We start from the raw sequence: 20,097 nt of genomic DNA on the forward strand, positions 1-20,097 counted from the left end.
CCGTCTGCGCACGGCAAGGGGGGTCGGGGGAGACGATGCAGGAGGGTCTGGGGAGATGACACGCTTCACTCGGACGGTGATGCTTGTGGTGGTGGCGGTGACGGCCCTGATGGTGTCGGTGGTGACCGGGCCAGGCGCAGCGCAGGCGGAGCCGAAGCTGCCGGAGAACTACAACTTCTTCGGAGGCATCCCGCACGAACTGTCCCACCCCAACGGGTCACTGCCGGGTTCGAACGACTTCGACTGCGAACCGACCAAGGCCCATCCGAATCCCGTGGTGCTCACCCATGGCACGGGCGGTGGTGCGCAGACCAATTGGGGAGCGTATGTCCCGATGCTCAAGAACGCCGGGTTCTGCGTTTTCGCGCTCACCTACGGCTCGTACCCCGGAGCTCCATGGCCGCTGAATCAGATCGGCGGAACCCAGCCGCTGGAGAAGAGTGCCGCGGAGTTGAAAGTCTTCGTCGACAAGGTTCGCAAGGCTACGGGCGCCGAGAAGGTCGACATCGTCGGTCATTCACAGGGCACGATCATGCCTTCGTACTATGCGAAGTTCCTCGGCGGCCGCGACAAGATCGACAAGTACGTGTCGTTGGCCCCGCTGTGGCGAGGAACGTACGGGTTCGCGGGCGACCTGATTCTGCCGGTCGCGAAGCGACTGGGGATCCCCGAGCAGAAGGTGACTCCCATCTTCAGTTCCCTCGGTCAGATGCTCGGCGGTTCGCAGTTCATCAAGAAACTGTGGGCAGACGGCGGACCGTATCTGCCGGGCATCGACTACACCAACATCTCGACTCGCTATGACGAGGCCGTGGTGCCGTACACCAGCGGTCAGGTCGCAGGCGGACCCGGTCGAAGCGTGAAGAACATCGTCGTCCAAGACGGCTGCGCTCAGGACTACTCCGAGCACGCCGGGATCGCCGGTTCCAAGCGGGCAGCCTACTTCGTGTACAACGCGCTCGATCCCGAGCACCCGCGGACGGTGCCGTGCCGGTTCGCAGCGCCGTTCACCGGCTGATCAGATCGGCTTGAAGGCCTCGATCAGCCAGCGACCGTCCTCCTGACGGACCAGACCGACTCGGACCGCGGTCGCCGTGGTGGTCGGCTTGTCGTTCGGCTGTTGCGACGCGACCTGCTGGGTGACGAAGACGAGAGCCTCGGCGTCGTCCTTCTCGATGCTGATCAATGAGACGCCGGAGACGTTGACCGAAGAGCTCAAGCCGCGGTCGCGAGCGGCGGGCAGCACATCGGTGCGGGCGAGTGACCGGTACTCGTCGGCGAAACCGCCGGTCAACAATCGCTGGGTCGCATCGACGTCGGCCTGCGCGGTGTCGGCGTGATACGTCAGGATCGCGGTGGCCCCGGTGCGGGCAGCGGCCAGCACCGTCGGCCGGGCGTCGTTCACCTGCTCGCTGCTGCGGTGCTCGATCCAGAAGAACAGACTCAACCCGGCCAGCACGACGATCAACGTCGCGGCCACCGCCCAGAGCACGGGACGCAGCCATCGGCGCTCGGCCGGTGGAGAATCGGCTGAGGGGGAGTCGGCTGAGGGGGAATCGGTAGCGGGGGAGTCGGGGGTCCCCGCGTCGTCGAGTTCCGGCTTCTCGTCAGTATCAGTCTCGTCGAGATCTGGCTTGCCTGCTGTGTCGGTCATACCGCGAAGTCCACCTTCTCGATCAGGATCCGGTCGTCGCCGTGCTGCAGATGCACTCGGAGCCGCCACACTCGCGGCTCTTCCTGAGCGCCGGAGCCGTTGGTGACCAGTGACGTGGCGGAGACGAGAAGCCTCGCCGCGTGCTCGTCCGAGGTCTCGATGCCGACCGCGTTGACGGTGCCCTTGCTCGTCACCTTCATCTGTTTGACGACGTCGATGAAGTCTTTCGACCGGCCAGCGAAGTCGGCGCGGAACTCGCCGGTCGAGCCCTCCAGGATCCGGTCCACATCGCGGTCGGCGCGGTCGGCGCTGACCGAGATCACGTTGAGGACGCCTTGACGCGCAGCGTCGACGTACTGGGCGTCGAGCTGCTCGCGGTCACGGTCTGAGACATACCAACTCGCGGTGAACCCGGTGGCCACGGCCAACGCGAGGATCACTGCGCCGATCGCGATCCCGGTGATCAGGCCGCGTCGAGTGCCCGAATCGGGTTCGGCGGGCGAGTCTGGTTCGGGCGAGTCTGGACCCGCCTCATCAGCAGTCGTCGGTGTCTCGTCACTGTGCGTCATCAGCCCTCATCGTGCGCAGTCGTCTCGATTGATGAAACCGTACCATACGGTATGGTACCGTCTCGGTCTGTGACCTGAGCCTCACCCGAGGCGTCAGCGAAAGGAGACTCTTTTGTCCTCTGCAGGATCGGTGTCGACGCCCACGGTCGACCACTTCCAACGCATCCCGTTCTCGCCGGCCACCGACGGTCGCGTCGAATCTCATTCCGGTCTGACTCGGCACTATCCGACGTTGCACGGGAATCTGGTCGCGTTGCCCGATCACTCCACGGAGGTGGGTCTGGTGATGTGCCATCCGGCGTCGAACTTCCTGAGCCACTTCCTACTGCACGGCTTCGCCGAAGCCGGTCTGCCGATCATGGGAGTCAACACCCGGTACTCGACAAACGAGCCCGCGCTCATCATGGAACGAGCGGCCGCCGATCTGGGCTGCGCGGTCCGCTGGATGCGCGAAGAACTCGGCTTCGAGAAGGTGGTGCTGCTCGGCTTCAGCGGCGGGGGATCACTGTCGGCCTTCTATCAGAGCCAGGCGCTCAATCCGACGGTCACCCAGACTCCGGCGGGCGACCCGGAAGACCTGACCGGGATGGTTCCGGCCGACGGTCTGGCCTTCGTCGGCGCGCATCCCGGCCGCGCGCGAGTCCTGCGGAACTGGATCGACGGCTCCGTCGTCGACGAGACCGATCCGTACGCGACCGACGAGACGGTCGATCTCTACGCCACAGACCGCGCCGTGCCATTGGATCGGGAATGGGTGCAGACCTACCGGGACGCTCAACTCGCACGCATCCGCCGCATCGACAGCTGGGCGCTGGATCAGCTCGACGAGCTGGAGCGTCGTGGCGCGGCAGACCGGGCCTTCGTGGTCCACCGCACCGTCGCCGACCCCCGCTACCTGGACATGACTCTGGATCCGAGCGATCGACAGCCGGGCAGCATGTACGGCGACCCGCAGACCGCGAACCTGGCGGCGGGCGGGCTGGCTCGCTTCTCAACGGTGCGGGCATGGCTGAGCACGTGGAGCTACGACCTGACGAACGCCGACGCCGTGCGAAACCTGACCACCGTGAACACTCCGACGTTGGTCGCGGCACTGCGCGCCGACCAGGCGGCGTTCGTCAGCGACTCGGAGGCGATGTACGAGGCCAGCGCCGACCCCGACGTGGAGTACATCGGACTGAACGACCTGAGTCACTACTGCGTCGACCAACCCGACGGCGTTCCCCGGATCGTCGACACAGTCAGCGGATGGATGAGGCGGCGCGGGCTGCTCGCAGGTTCGGCCGGGCGAGGACAGGAGGCGACGGCATGACCGTTCAGCAGGACGAGATCCGCAGCGTTCGATCCGCGCCCACGGCCTTCCCGTATCGGGCGACGATGTCACGGCCGGTGATCCGCCGTGCTCGGAAAGTCGCCAAACGACTGACCGGCGCCGACATCTTCCCGACGACCGAGCAACTCGAAGCGTTCGCAGGCGACATGTACGCGGGCGATCCAGTGGCCGAGCGGTTCGTCGACGAGGTCCTCTACGGCGAGATCGGCATGGAGGAAGGGCGCGCGATGCTCAAACGCGCCCTCGCCGACGGGCTCGACAGCATCGAGAACCCACCGCCGTCGATGGTGGAACTGTTCACCGAATTCGAGCAGATCCCCGAGTGGGTCGATCCGGCCACGGTCGAAGCCGGCGCCCGCATCTGGCGTCGGTGGGGGACCTTCCTGTTCAGTGTCGCGGGCGGCGAGACGCTGGAGATGTACACCGAAGCCGCCGTCGCGACGCCGCTGTCGTTGGCCGGTGGATACGCGGGTGACAACGCGCTGCGGCGCTTCCTGGAGACCTCACGGTTCTGGATCGACGTCTCCGAACCGGGCGGTCTGCTGACGCCGGGAAGCAAAGGCCGCGCCACCGCGATGCTGGTGCGCGTCATGCACGTCTCGGTGCGACGCCGCGTCGCCGACCATCCCGAATGGCACTCGGAGAAATGGGGTCTGCCGATCAGCCAGGCCTACATGCTGCTCACCCTGCTCGGCGGCAGTGTGGTGCCGGGGCTGGCGTTGTGGATCCTCGGGGTGCAGACCACCCGCAAGGAGATCTACGATCTGATCCACTTCCAGCGGTACATGGGACACATCGTCGGGGTGCGCAACACCTGGTACCCGGAGACCATCGCCGACAGTCTGCGACTGCTCGCCATCGTCGGCACCGCCCGCAGCTACGACGCGGGACCGGGCGGGGTCGAACTCATCGAGTCCTTCCCCCAGGCCTTCGCCCCGCGCGACGACCACACCGGGCTGCAACGACTGCGCGAACACTACAACGCGGCGATCTACGCGACATACGCGCGGCTGTTCATGTTCCCGCAGACCTACGCCAAGCACGACATGCCGAACGCCCTGCCCGGTCTCGCGTGGGTCGCTGCTCGATTCCCCGCGGTCGCCGTGGTCGAGACGCTGCGGCGCATTCCGCCGCTGGGACGTGTGCACGAGAAGGTCATGCGCTGGCACCGAGAGAACTGGTATCGCGCCCAGATGTCCGACCGCGAAGCCGAATTCGACGCGTCCGGAGCGTTGCGCCGATGACCGACGACTACCGAAAGGGACTCCTATGACACAGTCTTCGACCGACGGGGCCCAGCTCGACGGGGAACTGCTGTACCTCCGCGGATTCGGCAACGAGCATTGCTCCGAGGCTGTCGCAGGCGCGTTGCCGCCGCTGCAGAACTCGCCGCAGCGCCCGCCGTTCGGGCTGTACGCCGAACAGATCTCCGGCACCGCGTTCACCGAACCACGGGCACACAACCGGCGTACCTGGTGCTACCGCATCCGGCCGACGGCCGGGCATCCGCCGCTCGCTCGTATCGACGACGGCGCTCTGGCGTCCGCACCGTTGCCCGGCGGCCCGGTGCCCAACCGGTTGCGCTGGAACCCATTGCCGCCCAACCCGTCCGGGACGGACTTCGTCGACGGCCTGTACACCGTCGCAGGCAACGGCGACGTGCTCGCCCGCACCGGCATCGGGGTGCACCTCTACTCGGCGACGACGTCCATGACGCGCCGCTACTTCCAGAACAGCGACGGCGAGCTGCTGATCGTCCCGCAGTCCGGGCCGCTCCGGGTGCGGACCGAGCTGGGCGTCGTCGACGCGGCCCCGGGCGAGATCGTGGTGATCTCGCGCAGCATCAAGTTCGCCGTCGACCTGCCAGGCGGCGCGTCCGCGGGCTATGTCTGCGAGAACTACGGTGCGCCTTTCGAACTGCCCGAGCTCGGCCCGATCGGCGCCAACGGGCTGGCACACGCCCGGCACTTCCGGCACCCGGTGGCCGCATACGAGCAGGGAGTCGGCGAGGCGCAGCTGGTGCACAAGTTCGGCGGGCACCTCTGGGCGTGCACGCTTCCGGACTCACCGCTCGACGTGGTCGCGTGGCACGGCACCCACGGCGTGTACGTCTACGACCTGGCTGAGTTCAACGTCTTGGGCACCACCAACTGGGACCACGCCGATCCGTCGATTCACACAGTGCTGACCTCGCCGACACCGATCCCGGGGCAGGCGAACGTCGACTTCTGCGCGTTCGGTCCGCGCTGGCTGGTCGGCGAGCACACGTTCCGTCCGCCGCACTTCCACCGGAACGTCATGACGGAGTTCATGGGCCTGATCTATGGAGCACACGACTCCAAGGCCGAAGGATTCGTGCCGGGCGGAGCGAGCCTGCACAACATGTTCGCCGCGCACGGGCCCGACCTGACGACCCACACGCTCGGCACCGAAGCCGAACTGTCGCCGCAGAAGTTCGACAACTCGATCGCATTCATGTTCGAGACCCGGCTGCCGCTGACCGTCGCCGAACAAGCCATGTCGGGAGGCCACCGACAACCGGACTACGACTCGGCCTGGGGTGGTCTCACCCCGCGCTTCACCCCACCCACCAGCACTCCTGAAGGAGACGACCGATGACCGATACAGCGAACGCAGCGGCCCGCTTCGAACCGACGATTCCCGACGTCAGTCTGCGGATCGGCGACACCCGTCGCGCGGCCTCGGGCGGGGCGACGTACGTCTCGACCAATCCGGCCGACGAGAGCGTCGTCGCCGAACTCCCCGCCGGAACCGAGACCGACGTCGACGCCGCAGTCGCGGCCGCCCGCGAGACGTTCGAGTCGGGCGTCTGGTCCGAACTGCCGGGCGCCGAGCGCGGCCGCATCCTCTCGCGCGCCGCCGACCTGATCGAAGCCGACGCCGAGAACCTCGCGGCCCTCGAATCGGTGGAGATGGGCAAGCTGTACGTCGACAGCGTCAACGGCGACATCCCGGCCACCGCCGGGACCTTCCGGCACTTCGCGGGATGGGCCGACAAGATCGTCGGACAGACCTCGGTCCTCCCGAGCTACGGTCCGCAGCAGCGTTTCGGCTACACCCTGCGGCAGCCGCTCGGCGTCGTCGGCGCCATCACGCCCTGGAACAACCCGGCGGTGATCGCCGGCTGGAAGCTCGCGCCTGCATTGGCGGCGGGCAACACGGCCGTCATCAAACCCGCTGAGGACGCATCCCTCTCGACCATCCGCCTCGCGCAACTGCTCGTCGAGGCCGGAGTGCCCGAAGGCGTGCTCAACGTGGTGACCGGCCTCGGCGAGGAAGCCGGCGCGGCGCTCGCCCGACACGAGGGCATCGACAAGATCAGCTTCACCGGCAGCGCGCGCGTCGGCCGAACCATCGCGCCCCGCGCAGGCGACAAGTACCGCAAGATGACCCTCGAACTCGGCGGCAAGTCGCCGCAACTGGTGTTCGCCGACGCCGACCTCGAGCAGTCCATGCCATGGATCGCAATGGGCAACTTCTACCACCAAGGGCAGGTCTGCGCGGCGGGCACTCGCGTGCTCGTCCATGAATCGCGGGTCGACGAGGTCATCGCAGGCCTCGTCGCCGCGGCCGAAGCCGCCGTCATCGGCGACCCGCGTGACGCGTCGAGCACCATGGGCACCATCGTCAACCGCAAACAGCTCGACACGATCGAACGCTACATCGGCCTCGGCACGAGCGAGAACGCCGAACTGATCACCGGCGGGAAAGTCCTGGACCGGGCGGGCTACTTCGTCGAGCCGACCGTGTTCCGCGGACACAACGACCTGACGATCGCCCGCGAAGAGATCTTCGGCCCCGTCGCCACCGTCATCCCGTTCTCCACCACCGACGAAGCCGTACAGATCGCCAACGACACCGAGTACGGGCTCAACGCCATGATCCACACCAGCAGCCTGTCCACCGCACACTCGGTGATCCCCCGACTGCGCGTCGGCATGGTGTGGGTCAACGGCTGGGGCGTTCCCGAACCCGGTCTGCCTTGGGGCGGCCGCGAAGCCAGTGGCTACGGGCGCGAACTGGGGCAGTCTGGTATCCATGCCAACACCGAAGAGAAGACCGTCCACCTTGGTTTCTAATACAGGGGTTTCTAATACAGGGGTTTCTGAAACGCGGGCACCCGACAACGCAGGCGCATTGGCCGATCTCCGGGTTCTGGAACTGGGCACGCTCATCGCCGGACCGTTCGCGGGCAGGCTGCTCGGCGATCTCGGAGCCGACGTCATCAAGATCGAGGCTCCGGGCAAAGCCGATCCGCTGCGGACCTGGGGGCAAGCCGAGGTCGACGGGGAACGGGCCTTCTGGACCGTGCACGCCCGCAACAAACGGGCCATCAGTCTGGACCTGCGCTCCGGCGAGGGACGGGAGATCTTCCTCGACCTCGTCGAGCGCAGCGACATCATCGTCGAGAACTTCCGGCCGGGCACCCTGGAGAAGTGGCAGATCGGCTATGACGTTCTCGCCGAACGGAATCCGGGTATCATTCTGGCTCGAGTCTCCGGCTACGGACAGACCGGTCCGGCCGCGTTCAAAGCCGGCTACGCCTCCGTCGCCGAAGGAGTCAGCGGACTGCGCTACATCAACGGGTTCCCCGGAGGTCCCGCGCCGCGGCTGTCACTGTCCATCGGGGATTCGCTCGCGGGCATGTTCGCGGTGCAAGGCGTGCTGGCCGCGTTGCACACCCGCCATCTCACCGGTCACGGTCAGGTGGTCGACGTGGCGCTCACCGAAGCCTGCCTGGCGATGCTCGAATCGACGATCCCGGACTACGACCTCGGCGGCGTCGTCCGGCAGCCCTCCGGCACCAGGCTCAGCGGGATCGCGCCGTCCAACCTGTATCTGACGCGGGACGAACGGTGGGTGATCATCGCCGCCAATCAGGACACCGTGTTCCGGCGCCTGTGCGCGGTGATCGGCCGCGAAGACCTGATCGACGACGAACGCACCCGAGACCACGTGGCCCGCGGCAAGCACGAGGATCTCCTGGACGAGATCATCGGCGCGTGGGTCGCCGACCGCGACGGAGCCACGGTCATCGATCTGATGGCCGAGGCAGGGGTGGTCGCTGGCCCGGTCAACACGGTCGCCGACGTCGTCGCCGACGAACAGTTCCAGGCTCGAGAGATGTTGGTGCCGCACCCGGACGAACGCCTGGGCCGCGACGTGCTCGGGCCGGGTGTGGTGCCGAAACTGTCGGAGACGCCCGGCAGCGTCCGGTCGGCCGGACCGGCGTCCGTCGGCCAGGACAACACCGAGGTGTACTCCGGCTTGCTCGGCCTCGACGAGCAGCGGCTCGCCGAGCTCGCCGCCGCCGGAGTCATCTGAGTCCAGAAGCGATCTGAATCGGGGGCCGGACGGCGCCCGACAGAACACAACGAAGCGAAGAACAGGAAACGAGATCCCATGACGACCATCGACGCCGTTGAAGCGTGGAACGGGCCGGGCCGCAGCGACGGAACCATCACCGCAGTCCGCCCCGAGCACAACGCCCTGCACGCGCGGGCGGAGCGAACCGCCTTCGAGCATTGGTACTTCGACGCGCACCTCGACAACGGCTACACCGTCGTCGGCTTCCTGGTGAAACGTCGCCCCGAAGACCCGCCGATGGCGCGCCCCTGGGTCGAGGTCATCGTCTACAAGCCGGACGGCAGCACGCTGCAGATCTCGCAGAAGTATCCGGTACGGGCCGCGCACTTCTCCACCGATGAGGTGGACGTGCGGATCGGCCCGAACTCGGCTCGCGTCGAATTCGACGAGAACGACATGCCGACCTACTTCGTGACCTTCGACGAAGAAGACGTGCAGCTCGACCTCGAGTTCCGCAACGAGATTCTGCCCTGGATGCCCGGACGCGGGGAGACCCAGTTCGGCGACGGCGGCGTCTTCGGCTGGTGCGTCGGCGCGCCCCGTGCAGCGGTGAGCGGCACCGTCGCCATCGGCGACGACCGATGGGAGGTGACCGGCCGCGGCTACGCCGACCACAACTGGGGCGTCGGCAACATGCCCCGCGTCATCGAACGCTGGCACTGGGGCCGCCTCTACACGCAGGACTACTCGCTGCTCTACGCCGTGGTGGCCTGCAACGAGAAGTACGGAAACCTACAGATCATGCCGGTGATGCTGGCTAAGGGCGACGAGGTCCTCCTGTCCACGGGCGACGTCGAGTTCACCCTCGGCCCGTCGGTCTACGACGACGTCGCCAGACAGGACTACCCGGAGACGTTCACCCTCGAAGCGCCCGGAAAGTTCCGGCTCGAGATGAGCGTCCGGCAGGTGTTGCAGTCGTACTCCCTGATCGAACAGATGCCGGTGATCGGAAGCAAGGTGATGCGACCGATCGCCGACCGGGTGATCGGCAAACCCGGGTACTTCCGATTCCAGTCGGACTTCACCCTCGCAGTGACACAGGACGACGGCTCGGTCGAGACCGTGGAGGGCAGCACCCTGCACGAGTTGGTCGCGTTGAGTTGAGCGAGCGCGGCGAGTAGCGGCCCGCTCAGCGCTGCGGCGGCGCGAACGTCAGATATCCGGTCCCGGAACCGGGCGACACTGCTTCGTCTAGGTCGGCGAGATCGTCGTCGGTCGGCGCCCACAGCACCGACTGCGCGTTCGCGGTGATCTGCGCCGACGACGTCGCCCCCGCGATGATCGAGTCGACTGTCGGTTGCGCGCGCAATCCGCCGAGCGCCACGTCGAGCATGCTGATGCCGCGGTCGGCCGCGAACGCCCGGACAGCGTCCACGACGTCCCAGTCGGCGGCGTCGTACCGGAACGACTCGGTGACCAGGCGCGACCCCGCGGGCGGCGCCTCGTCGCGCGAGTACTTGCCGGTGAGCAGACCGTACGCGAGCGGGAAGTAGGGGAGCAGACTCATCCCGTAGCGCTTCAGCGCAGGCACGAGTTCGGCTTCGGCGCTGCGGTTGTACAGCGAGTACTCGTTCTGCGCGGTGATGAAGTGCTCGCTGCCGATCGCGTCGGCGACGCCCGCAGCGTCGGCGACCTCCCACGCCGCCAGGTTCGAGCAGCCGATATAGCGCACCTTGCCGGACCGGACGAGATCCGTCAGCGCCGACAACGTCTCGTCGATCGGCGTGATCCGGTCGGGCGTGTGCAACTGGTACAGGTCGATGTAGTCGGTGCCGAGCCGCTGCAGGCTGCCTTCGACGGCCCGCGACATGTACGAGCGGCTCGCGCGGTTGGTCTGCGCGCCCGGGTAGACGTCGCCGAGATCCATGCCGAACTTCGTCGCGATGACGACCTCGTCGCGGTGCGAGCCGAGTGCTTCCCCGAGCATCGCCTCCGACTGTCCTGCGCTGTACGAGTCGGCCGTGTCGAAGAAGTTGACCCCGTTGTCGAATGCGCCCGCAACGACGTCGTTCGTCGCGGCCTGGTCGATCCGTCGGCCGAAGGCGTTGCAGCCGACGCCGAGCGCCGACACCACCAGGCCGCTGTCTCCGAGAGGCGAGTAGTCCATGATTCGCACGCTACTCGCGGTGGCACCGGACGACCTCGTCAGCTTAGGCTGAAGACCATGGCGGACCGGAACGATGCGTGGTTCATTGCGGGCGAGGTCAGAGTCGTGTTCAGCCGTCTGCGTCGGCGGTTCCGGGAGGTCGCTGCCTTCGATGAGCTCACTCCGTCGCAGACCGTGGTCGTGAGCCGGCTCGCGGGAAGCGAGATGTCGTCGAGCGATCTCGCCGACGCCGAACGGGTGCGTCCACAGTCGATGGCGGCGACGGTCACCGTCCTGACCGAACGGGGCCTCGTCGAACGTGCCCCGGATCCGAATGACGGTCGCAGGCAAGTTCTCTCGCTCTCGGCCCAAGGGCGTGCGCTCGTCGACGGCACCCGTCGCACGCGCGACGAATGGCTCGCGCACGCCGTCGACGAGCGCCTCACCGAGACCGAACGCGAGACGCTCGCCGCAGCACTTCCGCTGCTGGACCGGCTCGCAGACTGACGAGAACCGTCCCAGTATCTCGACACGACAAGACACGACACGACGAGAGAAGGAACTGTATGCCACTCACTCAGGTCGACGAGAACGCCGCACTGGTCGTCATCGACCTCCAACGCAACATCGTCGGCAGGTTCGCGGAGGCCGCACAGCAGACGGTGGCCAATTCGGCGGCGCTCGCCGCCGAATTCCGGGCCGCAGGGCGGTCGGTAGTGCTGGTGAACGTCGCAACGCGACCGCCGGGCCGCACCGACGTGGGCGCGGGCACCGGTGAGTTCGCCGCCGACGACATCATCGTCGACGCGTCGCTCGGGTCCGCCGCAGACGACATCCTCGTCACCAAGCGCGGGTGGGGCGCGTTCACGAACACCGACCTGGACGCGCGGCTCCGCGAACGCGGCGTCACCCAAGTCGTGATGACCGGGATCTCGACGTCGATCGGTGTCGAGTCGACCGCCCGCAGCGCCTACGAGCACGGCTACCACGTGGTGCTCGTCGAGGATGCGATGACCGACTCGGGCACCGCCGCGCACGACTACTCGGTCACGTCGATCTTCCCGAAGCTCGGCGAAGTGACGACCACCGCCGACGTCATCGCGGAGCTCCACGGCTGACGGAACGCGCCCCGCTCGACCCCGGTGCAGGCCACCTGGCTCTCAGGCCAGCATGTCCTTGACCATCGGGACCACCTTCTCGCCGTACAGCTCGATGGAGCGGCGCTGCACGGAGTGGGGGACCGGCTGGTCGTACTTGAAGTCGAACCGGTCGATCTTCAACGCCTCCAAGGTGCGCGCGATCTTGCGAGCGACAGTCTCGGGCGACCCGAGATACAGTGCGCCGTCGGTGATCTCGTTCTCGAAGTCGGCAGGAGTCGGTGCGGGCCAACCGCGTTCGGCACCCATCTGGCGTCGCATGGCGAACCACCCGTCGTAGGCGAGCTCACGCGCCTGCTCGTCGGTGTCGGCGACCAACCCCGGCGAGTGGACGGCGATCGGCGCACGCGGACGCCCGAACTGGTCCTGCGCGCGTTCGAACAGGTCGATGTACGCGGCGAAGCGCTCGGGTGCACCGCCGATGATGGCCAGGAACAGTCCGAACCCGTGCTCGGCCGTGCGCACCACCGACTCGGGTGATCCGCCGACCCCGACCCATGCCCGCATGCCGTTCGCGGTGGTCGGGAACACGCGCTGCTCGCTGAGGGCGGCGCGCGTGGATCCGCTCCACGTGACTGGCTTCTCGGTGAGCAGTTTCGACAGGAGGTCGAGCTTCTCGTCGAACAGGACCTCGTAGTCGGCCAGGTCGTACCCGAACAGCGGGAACGACTCGATGAACGAGCCGCGACCGGCGACGATCTCGGCTCGCCCGTCGGAGACGGCGTCGAGCGTCGCGAAACGCTCGAACACCCGGACCGGGTCGTCGGAGCTGAGGACGGTGACGGCCGAACCGAGGCGGACCCGCTCGGTCCGCGAGGCGATCGCCGCGAGCACCGTCTCCGGGCTCGACACGGCGAAGTCGGGACGGTGGTGTTCGCCGACGCCGAAGAAGTCCAACCCCGATTCATCGGCGACGACAGCGTCGTCCACCAGGTCTCGGATGACTTGGGGATGGGTAACCGGCGAGCCCTGCTCGTCTTTCGTGACCCCGCCGAACGTGTCCAGACCGAACTCGATTTCACTCATATCGGTGTCAACGTGCCGGGTCAGCGGGTATTCCCCGCTCTGCATGCCCCTGTTCTGCGGATCCATGTTCTGCAGGTCACTGTCGGGCATGGCTGCGCAGCCGGTGGGGGCCGGACCAACTAACCTGTGAGGCGACAACCGGAGTTCGGCTGCCTTACTGCCCGGTGGCCCGAATCGATTTGGAGACGAAGTGAACCTCATCGGCGTGATCGGTGGCGGCACCATGGGTGCCGGCATCGCAGAAGTGTGTGCCAAGGCCGGCAGCGACGTGATCGTGCTGGAGACCAAGCAGGAGTTCGCGGACGCGGCGAGCGCGCGGATCGCCAAGTCGATCGGTCGCGGCGTGGCCAAGGGCAAGATCTCGCAGGAGGACGCCGACGCTGCGATCGCCCGTGTTCGCGTGACCCTCGACGTCGCCGAGTTCGCCGACCGCGAGCTCGTCATCGAGGCCGCCCCCGAGGTCGAGGCCATCAAGCACGACATCTTCGCCAAACTCGACGAGGTCGTGAAGCCGGAGGCCATCCTGGCGACGAACACGTCGTCGATCCCGGTCATCAAGATCGCCGCGGCGACCAAGCATCCTGAGCGCGTCGTCGGCGTCCACTTCTTCAACCCGGTCCCGGTGATGCCGCTCGTCGAGATCATCTCGACGCTGCTGACCTCGGACGAGACCGCGGCCTCGGTCACCGCCTACACGGGCGAAGTGCTCGGCAAGACCACCGTTCAGGCGGGCGATCGTTCGGGCTTCATCGTCAACGCCCTACTCATCCCGTACCTGTGCCAGGCCATCCGCATGTTCGACTCGGGCTACGCGACCGCCGAGGACATCGACGCCGCGATGAAGGGCGGCTGCGGCTACCCGATGGGGCCGCTGACCCTCTGCGACACCGTCGGCCTCGACATCTGCCTCGCCGCCGCCGACTCGCTGTACGCCGAATTCGCCGAGCCGCACTTCGCACCCCCGGCGCTGCTGCGCCGCATGGTCGACGCGGGACGCCTCGGCCGCAAGAGCGGTCGCGGGTTCTACGACTACAGCAGCTAGGACGACGTCGCAGAACGGGCGGAACAACTGCGGTGCACCGGGTGTTGAAGCCTCTGAACACCCCATTCATCGGAGGCTCCAACATGCAGGTCGAGATCTGGACCGACATCAACTGCCCGTTCTGCTACCTCGGAAAGAAGCGGTTCAACGACGCGCTCGCCGGGTTCGAGAACGCGGCCCGAGTGCAGGTGACGCATCGGTCGTTCGAGCTGGACCCGACGGTTCCCGCCGGAACCTCGAGCGGGGTCGTCGAGCACATCGCGAAGAAGTACGGGCGCAGTCTCGAGCAGGCCGCAGACGGGGAACGTCAACTCGGCGCAGCCGCCAATGAGGCGGGGCTCGAGTACGTGACGTCCGGGCGCGACTCGGGCAACTCGTTCGACATGCACCGACTCCTGCACTGGGCGGACGAGCTCGGCCGCCAGGAGTTGATGCTCGACGCCCTGTACCTCGCGAACTTCGCTGACGAGGCCCCGCTCTTCGGCAGCGACGATCGGCTCGTGGAGGTCGCCGTCGGTGCAGGCTTCGACGAGGAAGCTGTCCGTGATGTGGTCGCTGACAAGACTCGCTACGCCGACGCCGTCCGGCGCGACGAATCACAGGCGCAGGAGTTCGGAGTCCAAGGCGTCCCGTTCTACGTCTTCGACCGCAAGTACGCCGTCTCCGGCGCCCAACCCGTCGAGACGTTCGCGCAAGCCTTGACCAAGGCGTGGGGCGACCGACCTGCAGTGCCGCAGATGCTGAACGCGGACGGCGACGCCTGCGGTCCCGACGGTTGCGCCGTGCCGCAGTAGGTTCCCTCCGTTGATCGAGCGGTTCCTCCGTTGATCGAGCGGAGTCGAGATCGCCTGTGGTGAGCGGGGTCTCGACTTCGCTCGACCGGCGTGGGGTCTCGACCGGCGGATTGGGTCTCGACTTCGCTCGACCGGCGGATGGTGGGCTCGACCAGCGGAGCTGTCTCGACTTCGCTCGACCGGCGGATGGTGGGCTCGACCAGCGAGATCAGGGCGAAGTGGCCAGGTAGTCGGGGAAGCCGTACTGATCGTGGGGTCCGATGACCGCGAACTCGAAGAGACCGTCACCGGAGGCGGCGTCGGCGCCGTCGGTATAGGTGAACGTCGAGTAGTGGTCGACGGGACAGAACATCTTCATCGTCGGATCCAATTCCGAAATGCGGTTCCGCACGGCTTCGACCTTCTCGTCGCCCTGCCACATCCCGTGCCGCCAGTCCTGCTCCAACCCGTAGCCGGTGCCGAAACCGATGTAGTTGGCCACCCGTGGCTCACATCGCACACTCGAAGCCGATCCGTCCGGCTTCACGAAACGCAGCGTCGCGCCGGAGGGTTCTCGTGTGCCCGAGACGAATTCGATGTCGTGCTCCACGCGGCCCAGCCATTCCGGTTCGCGTGACGCATCGTTCCAGACGCGTCTCGCGTCGCCCATGATCCGCTCGCCCGTGCGTAACTCCTGGACGATCACGACGATCGCGTACTCGTCGAACCGCATCACCGAGTAGATCCAGAAGAACGACGCCGCGTCGCTCTCTGCGGCGCGACGGCCCGCGGGCTCGGCCTCGCCGACCGGCCGAACGCCCCACGACCGGTCGCGGTTGCCTCGCCAGGTGTCCGGCTGGACGTCGTAGTCGACGCCGTCCACCGACAGCGCACCCGTCCACGTCCCGGTCTGGACGAACCGCATCGTGTCGAACGTGACCCGCTCCAACTGGCGCTGGAAATGCCGTGGCTCCAGCTGTGCGGGCCCTTCGGCGTCGAAGACCAGGTCGAAGGAGACGTCGCCGTGCTCGGGCTCCAGCGACACTCGAAGACGCTGGAGGCCCGCCAGGACCTGAACCCTCAGCGGCCCGATGGACAGGTCGTTCCGGTTGTCGCCCAACGCTTTCGATGCTCGAACGACGATGTGGTCGTCGCCGCGACGGACCACCGCGAAGCCGTCGACCACACCGAGGTTCGGGTAGACGCCCAAGCCGACGATCAACCACGGGTCCGGACCGTCGCCGCGCATGTCGCCGTGGCAGTTGAAGTAGTAGCGGTCGTAGAAGTTGCGGTCCGACGTCCCGACATGACGCACCACCTCGGCGATCTGGTGGATCGGGTAGTCGTCCATCTCGGAGAGAGTCATGATCTCGACTCCGCTCGATCAGCGGGTGGGGGCTCTCGATCAGCGGAAGAGGATCTCGACTCCGCTCGATCAACGGGTGGAGGCTCTCGATCAGCGGAAGAGGATCTCGACTCCGCTCGATCAGCGGGTGGGGGCTCTCGGTCGGCGGAAGGGGATCTCGACTCCGCTCGATCGGCGGAGGAGGAGGCTCGATCGGCGGAAGGGGAGGAGGCTTGATCGGCGAGAGCGGGCCAATAGGTGCCGGCCATCATGGCGTCGAGGGTGGCGCGGTGCAGGATCATGTCGTCCGGATCGGCAGGCTCCTCGGCCTGGCCGAAATGGATGGCGCGGCAGTTGATTCGATACATGATGACAGCGTGGATCAAGGCCGCGTACAGCGTGTAGAAGTTCAGGTCGGCGGGGGTGTGACCGGTCTGGCGCTCGTATTCGGCGGCGACGTCGTCGCGCGTCAGGAACGCAGGCATTCCGTCCAACTCGGCCATCTCGGTGAGGTCCTGGAAGAAGCGGTGGATGAAGATCATCCACGCGACGTCGAGTTCGCGCGGACCGATCGTCGCCATCTCCCAGTCGAGGACGGCGACCGGCGCGAAGTCCTGGTACACGATGTTGCCGATCCGAGCGTCGCCCCAACACAACACCGGGTCGGCCGGCGCGGGCAGGTGTTCCTCGACCCACGCGAACCCGCGCTCGATCAACGGCGCACCGGTTCGGCCGCCGGACGCCCACCGGTAGAAGTCGCGCAGCCGACGGATGTGTGCACGCAACGGATCCTCGCCCGGCTCAGGCAGTGCGACGCCGACGTCGGGCAGGGGAGCGGCGTGAATCTTCGCGAGCACCCCGACGGACTCGGTCATCAGCCGCTGCTGTTGGTCGGCACTTCCCTCGGACACCCATGAGCCGAACGTGTACGGCATCACGTCCGGCGGGACCTCACCGTCGACGCGACTCATCACGAAGAACGGTGCGCCGAGCGCCGCCGAATCCGGTTCGGACCACCACAGTCGCGGCACTGGAACGTCGGTGTGCTCGGCGACGTGACCGATCAGCTGGAACTGTCCGTCGAGGTCGTACGAGGGGAACACCGGGTCGCTGTCGGGCATCGGCGCGACCCTGGCCACGAGTTCGTGATCGATCCCGTCGATTCGCGCCGACACGAGCAACGTCTCGCTCGACATCCCGTTGGCCGACGGGATCTCGACTGACGTGACTTCGGCTCGGGGGCCTTCGTGCGTCTTGATCCAGGCGTCGAGGCGTTCGCGGAGCCACTCCGGGTCGCGGCGTGACTCGCTCGGCCGCGCGACTTGGGCTCCGTCATTCTCTGTGATCGGTGACACATTTGAATTGGAACACGTTTCAGTTCATTGCGGGCCGGTTGGCACGGAATGGATCTCAGGCCGCAGATCTTCTCTATCGCGCGCAGATAAGTTATCGTCGTTAACGTAACGGTGTAAACGTAAGGGGAACTCGTGCTGTCACGTGTTGCGGAGCGAGTGGTCGCTGCGCCGAGAATCGTCCTGGCCATCGCGGTGGTGATCCTGGCGCTGAGCGGCGTGTACGGACTCGGCGCCGCGCAGAAGATGCTGTCGGGCGGCTTCGAGGACCCGTCCGCCGAGTCGAGCCACGCGACCGCGGTCCTCGACGAGACATTCGACCGCGGGGGCATGCAGTTCGTCGTCAAACTCGACGGCGACGCCGACATCAGCACGAACGCCGATGCGATCGCCGCCCGCGACGAGATCCTCGCGATTCTCGACGCGAAGTCCGTCGCCCGCGGCGGTTACGTCCAGCAACCCGTCATGACGGTGTGGAACACACCGGACCTCGCGGGCGAACTCCTCAGCACCGACAAGACGTCCACCCAGATCGTCACGTCGATCGGGGGCGGTGACGAACAGGCGCCCGGCAACGCCGAGGAACTCGCAGACCTGGTCGGGACGCAACGGCACGGCGTCGACATCTCCACCGGCGGGATGTCGCTCGTCTACGGCCAGATCAACGAGCAGACGTCGAAAGATCTCGCCGTCGCCGAAGCCATCGCCATCCCGATCAGCTTTCTTCTGCTGATCGTCGTGTTCGGCGGTGTCGTCGCAGCGTTGCTCCCGGTGCTGATCGGTGGCGTCGCGATCGTCTGCACCCTCGCCCTGCTGCGTCTCTTGACGTCGTTCGTCGACGTCTCGATCTTCGCGCTCAACCTCACCACGGCGATGGGGTTGGCGCTCGCCATCGACTACACCCTGCTCATGGTGACCCGGTACCGCGAAGAAGTCGCTCGCGGACTCGACCGTCGCGCCGCGATAGTCCGCACCGTGGACACTGCGGGCCGCACGGTCGCGTTCTCGGCCGTCACGGTGGCACTCGCATTGGCGGCGCTCGCGATCTTCCCGATGTACTTCCTGCGATCGTTCGCCTACGCGGGCGTCGGGGTGGTGGTGGTCGCCGCGATCGCCGCGCTGGTCGTCACCCCCGCGCTGCTCATGGTTCTCGGCGACCGCGTCGATGCTCTCGACGTCCGACGAGCAGCCCGCAGACTGTTCCGAAGGCCGGCCACGGTCGACGCCGCGTCGAAGCCGATCGAAGAGTCCGGCTGGTACCGGCTCGCGAGCGCCGTGGTGCGTCGCGCCGTCCCGGTCGCCGTCATCGTTCCCGTCCTGCTCCTGATCCTCGGCGCGCCGTTCCTGAACCTCAAGTTCGGGTTCCCCGACGAGCGAGTCCTGCCTAAGGACACCGCGGTCCATGCGATGGCCGACGAGACGCGTGCCGACTTCGCGCAGAACTCGGGAGGTTCGGTCCTCGCGGTCATCGAAGGCGACGTGTCGCAGACCGATCTGCGGCACTACGCCGCAGCGGTCTCGAAGGTCGGCGACGTCGGTGCGGTGACCTCGCCGGTCGGTACCTTCGTCGACGGGAACGCTGTTGCGCCGGGCGCGCCCGGCGACGCGAAGGACGGCGTCGCGCTCCTGTCGATCTCGAGTGACGTCGATCCGATGACCGATGCGGGCTCCGACCAGATCGCCGCGCTGCGGGCGCTCGACGCGCCACCGGGCGGGAACGTCTCGTACACCGGTCTCGCCGCAGTGAACGCCGACGCCGTCGACTCGATGTTCGCGCACCTCCCGTGGGTGCTGATCGTCATCGCCGTCGCGACGTACATCCTGTTGTTCCTGTTCACCGGCAGCGTGCTGCTGCCGTTGAAGGCGCTCGTGGTGAACGTGCTGTCGCTGTCGGCGACGTTCGGCGCCATGGTGTGGATCTTCCAGGACGGGCACCTCGGTGCGCTCGGCACCACACCGCTCGGCTACCTCGTAGCGACGATGCCGGTCCTCATGTTCTGCATCGCCTTCGGGCTGTCGATGGACTACGAGGTGTTCCTCCTCGGCCGTATCCGTGAAGAGTGGCTCGCCTCGGATCGGACTCGAGCCGCGAACGATCACGCCGTCGCGGTCGGACTCGCCCGGACCGGGCGGGTGGTCACCGCCGCCGCGCTGCTGATGGCCATCGTGTTCGCGGGGATCGCGGCGTCGGAGGTGTCGTTCATGAGAATGTTCGGAGTGGGTTTGACGCTCGCGGTGCTCATGGACGCCACGGTGATCCGGATGTTCCTGGTGCCGGCGTTCATGCGGTTGATGGGCGCGTGGAACTGGTGGGCGCCAGGCCCGCTTCGCAGACTGCACGACCGCATCGGGTTCAAGGAGGAATGAGCGGA

17 protein-coding genes and 1 pseudogene are annotated in these 20,097 nt (G+C 66.9%); 12 read left to right on the forward strand and 6 right to left on the reverse strand.

Annotated elements, in window-relative coordinates:
- The first annotated feature begins 55 nt into the window (after positions 1-55).
- Positions 56-1,018 (forward strand): esterase/lipase family protein, encoded by a 963-nt coding sequence (locus L5G32_RS13345; RefSeq protein WP_237011548.1) that lies wholly within the window; start codon positions 56-58, stop codon positions 1,016-1,018.
- Here L5G32_RS13345 and L5G32_RS13350 read toward each other — a convergent pair whose 3' ends face one another.
- Entirely contained in the window at positions 1,019-1,654 is a 636-nt protein-coding gene (locus L5G32_RS13350) for an Rv1363c family protein (protein ID WP_237011549.1), read from the reverse strand. It lies immediately after the preceding gene.
- Positions 1,651-2,223, reverse strand: a complete 573-nt coding sequence (locus L5G32_RS13355; RefSeq protein ID WP_237011550.1) for an Rv1363c family protein — start codon at positions 2,221-2,223, stop codon at positions 1,651-1,653. The genes L5G32_RS13350 and L5G32_RS13355 overlap by 4 nt, the downstream gene beginning before the upstream one ends.
- Positions 2,224-2,335: 112 nt before the next feature.
- Between L5G32_RS13355 and L5G32_RS13360 the strand changes: the two genes are divergently transcribed.
- The 6 genes from L5G32_RS13360 to L5G32_RS13385 all read left to right on the forward strand — a co-directional run bounded on the left by L5G32_RS13360 (position 2,336) and on the right by L5G32_RS13385 (position 10,048).
- The gene (locus L5G32_RS13360; RefSeq protein WP_237011551.1) at positions 2,336-3,535 is read left to right on the forward strand and encodes an alpha/beta hydrolase family protein; all 1,200 of its coding nucleotides are present in this window, start codon (positions 2,336-2,338) and stop codon (positions 3,533-3,535) included.
- Positions 3,532-4,800, forward strand: coding sequence for an oxygenase MpaB family protein (locus L5G32_RS13365; RefSeq protein ID WP_237011552.1), 1,269 nt, complete (start codon positions 3,532-3,534; stop codon positions 4,798-4,800). Before L5G32_RS13360 ends, L5G32_RS13365 begins: the two co-directional genes overlap by 4 nt.
- Positions 4,801-4,825: 25 nt before the next feature.
- The gene (gene hmgA / locus L5G32_RS13370) at positions 4,826-6,175 is read left to right on the forward strand and encodes a homogentisate 1,2-dioxygenase (RefSeq protein ID WP_237011553.1); all 1,350 of its coding nucleotides are present in this window, start codon (positions 4,826-4,828) and stop codon (positions 6,173-6,175) included.
- Positions 6,172-7,656, forward strand: coding sequence for an aldehyde dehydrogenase family protein (locus tag L5G32_RS13375; protein WP_237011554.1), 1,485 nt, complete (start codon positions 6,172-6,174; stop codon positions 7,654-7,656). Before hmgA ends, L5G32_RS13375 begins: the two co-directional genes overlap by 4 nt.
- A gap of 58 nt (positions 7,657-7,714) precedes the next feature.
- Positions 7,715-8,902, forward strand: a complete 1,188-nt coding sequence (locus tag L5G32_RS13380; RefSeq protein ID WP_237011555.1) for a CaiB/BaiF CoA transferase family protein — start codon at positions 7,715-7,717, stop codon at positions 8,900-8,902.
- Positions 8,903-8,980: 78 nt separating this feature from the next.
- The gene (locus tag L5G32_RS13385) at positions 8,981-10,048 is read left to right on the forward strand and encodes a lipocalin-like domain-containing protein (RefSeq protein WP_237011556.1); all 1,068 of its coding nucleotides are present in this window, start codon (positions 8,981-8,983) and stop codon (positions 10,046-10,048) included.
- Between the two features lie 25 nt (positions 10,049-10,073).
- Here L5G32_RS13385 and L5G32_RS13390 read toward each other — a convergent pair whose 3' ends face one another.
- Positions 10,074-11,051, reverse strand: coding sequence for an aldo/keto reductase (locus tag L5G32_RS13390; protein ID WP_237011557.1), 978 nt, complete (start codon positions 11,049-11,051; stop codon positions 10,074-10,076).
- A gap of 57 nt (positions 11,052-11,108) precedes the next feature.
- On the opposite strand from L5G32_RS13390, the gene L5G32_RS13395 reads away from it, so the two are divergent.
- Complete coding sequence (locus L5G32_RS13395; protein ID WP_237011558.1) at positions 11,109-11,537, forward strand: MarR family winged helix-turn-helix transcriptional regulator; 429 nt, start codon at positions 11,109-11,111, stop codon at positions 11,535-11,537.
- A 59-nt stretch (positions 11,538-11,596) separates the two neighbouring features.
- Positions 11,597-12,148, forward strand: a complete 552-nt coding sequence (locus L5G32_RS13400; protein ID WP_237011559.1) for an isochorismatase family protein — start codon at positions 11,597-11,599, stop codon at positions 12,146-12,148.
- Positions 12,149-12,190: 42 nt separating this feature from the next.
- Here the strand turns inward: L5G32_RS13400 and L5G32_RS13405 are convergent, their stop codons facing one another.
- Positions 12,191-13,213: an LLM class flavin-dependent oxidoreductase gene (locus L5G32_RS13405; RefSeq protein WP_237011560.1), complete on the reverse strand. Its 1,023-nt coding sequence runs from the start codon at positions 13,211-13,213 to the stop codon at positions 12,191-12,193.
- Between the two features lie 190 nt (positions 13,214-13,403).
- On the opposite strand from L5G32_RS13405, the gene L5G32_RS13410 reads away from it, so the two are divergent.
- Positions 13,404-14,255: a 3-hydroxybutyryl-CoA dehydrogenase gene (locus tag L5G32_RS13410; protein WP_237011561.1), complete on the forward strand. Its 852-nt coding sequence runs from the start codon at positions 13,404-13,406 to the stop codon at positions 14,253-14,255.
- A gap of 83 nt (positions 14,256-14,338) precedes the next feature.
- Entirely contained in the window at positions 14,339-15,049 is a 711-nt protein-coding gene (locus tag L5G32_RS13415) for a DsbA family oxidoreductase (protein ID WP_237011562.1), read from the forward strand.
- Positions 15,050-15,257: 208 nt separating this feature from the next.
- On the opposite strand, the gene L5G32_RS13420 is transcribed toward L5G32_RS13415, so the two are convergent.
- Both L5G32_RS13420 and L5G32_RS13425 read right to left on the reverse strand, forming a co-directional pair.
- Positions 15,258-16,394 carry an Rv3169 family protein gene (locus L5G32_RS13420; protein WP_237011563.1) on the reverse strand — a complete coding sequence of 379 codons (1,137 nt, stop codon included), beginning with the start codon at positions 16,392-16,394 and terminating at the stop codon, positions 15,258-15,260.
- Between the two features lie 227 nt (positions 16,395-16,621).
- Positions 16,622-17,728: pseudogene (locus L5G32_RS13425) on the reverse strand (phosphotransferase family protein); the annotation flags it as partial.
- Between the two features lie 132 nt (positions 17,729-17,860).
- Between L5G32_RS13425 and L5G32_RS13430 the strand changes: the two are divergent.
- A complete protein-coding gene (locus L5G32_RS13430; RefSeq protein ID WP_237011564.1) occupies positions 17,861-20,092 on the forward strand; it encodes an MMPL family transporter in 2,232 nt (743 codons plus the stop codon).
- Positions 20,093-20,097: the final 5 nt, after the last annotated feature.

It is taken from the genome of Gordonia zhenghanii (genome assembly GCF_021738965.1).
Classification (GTDB): Bacteria; Actinomycetota; Actinomycetes; order Mycobacteriales; family Mycobacteriaceae; genus Gordonia; species Gordonia zhenghanii.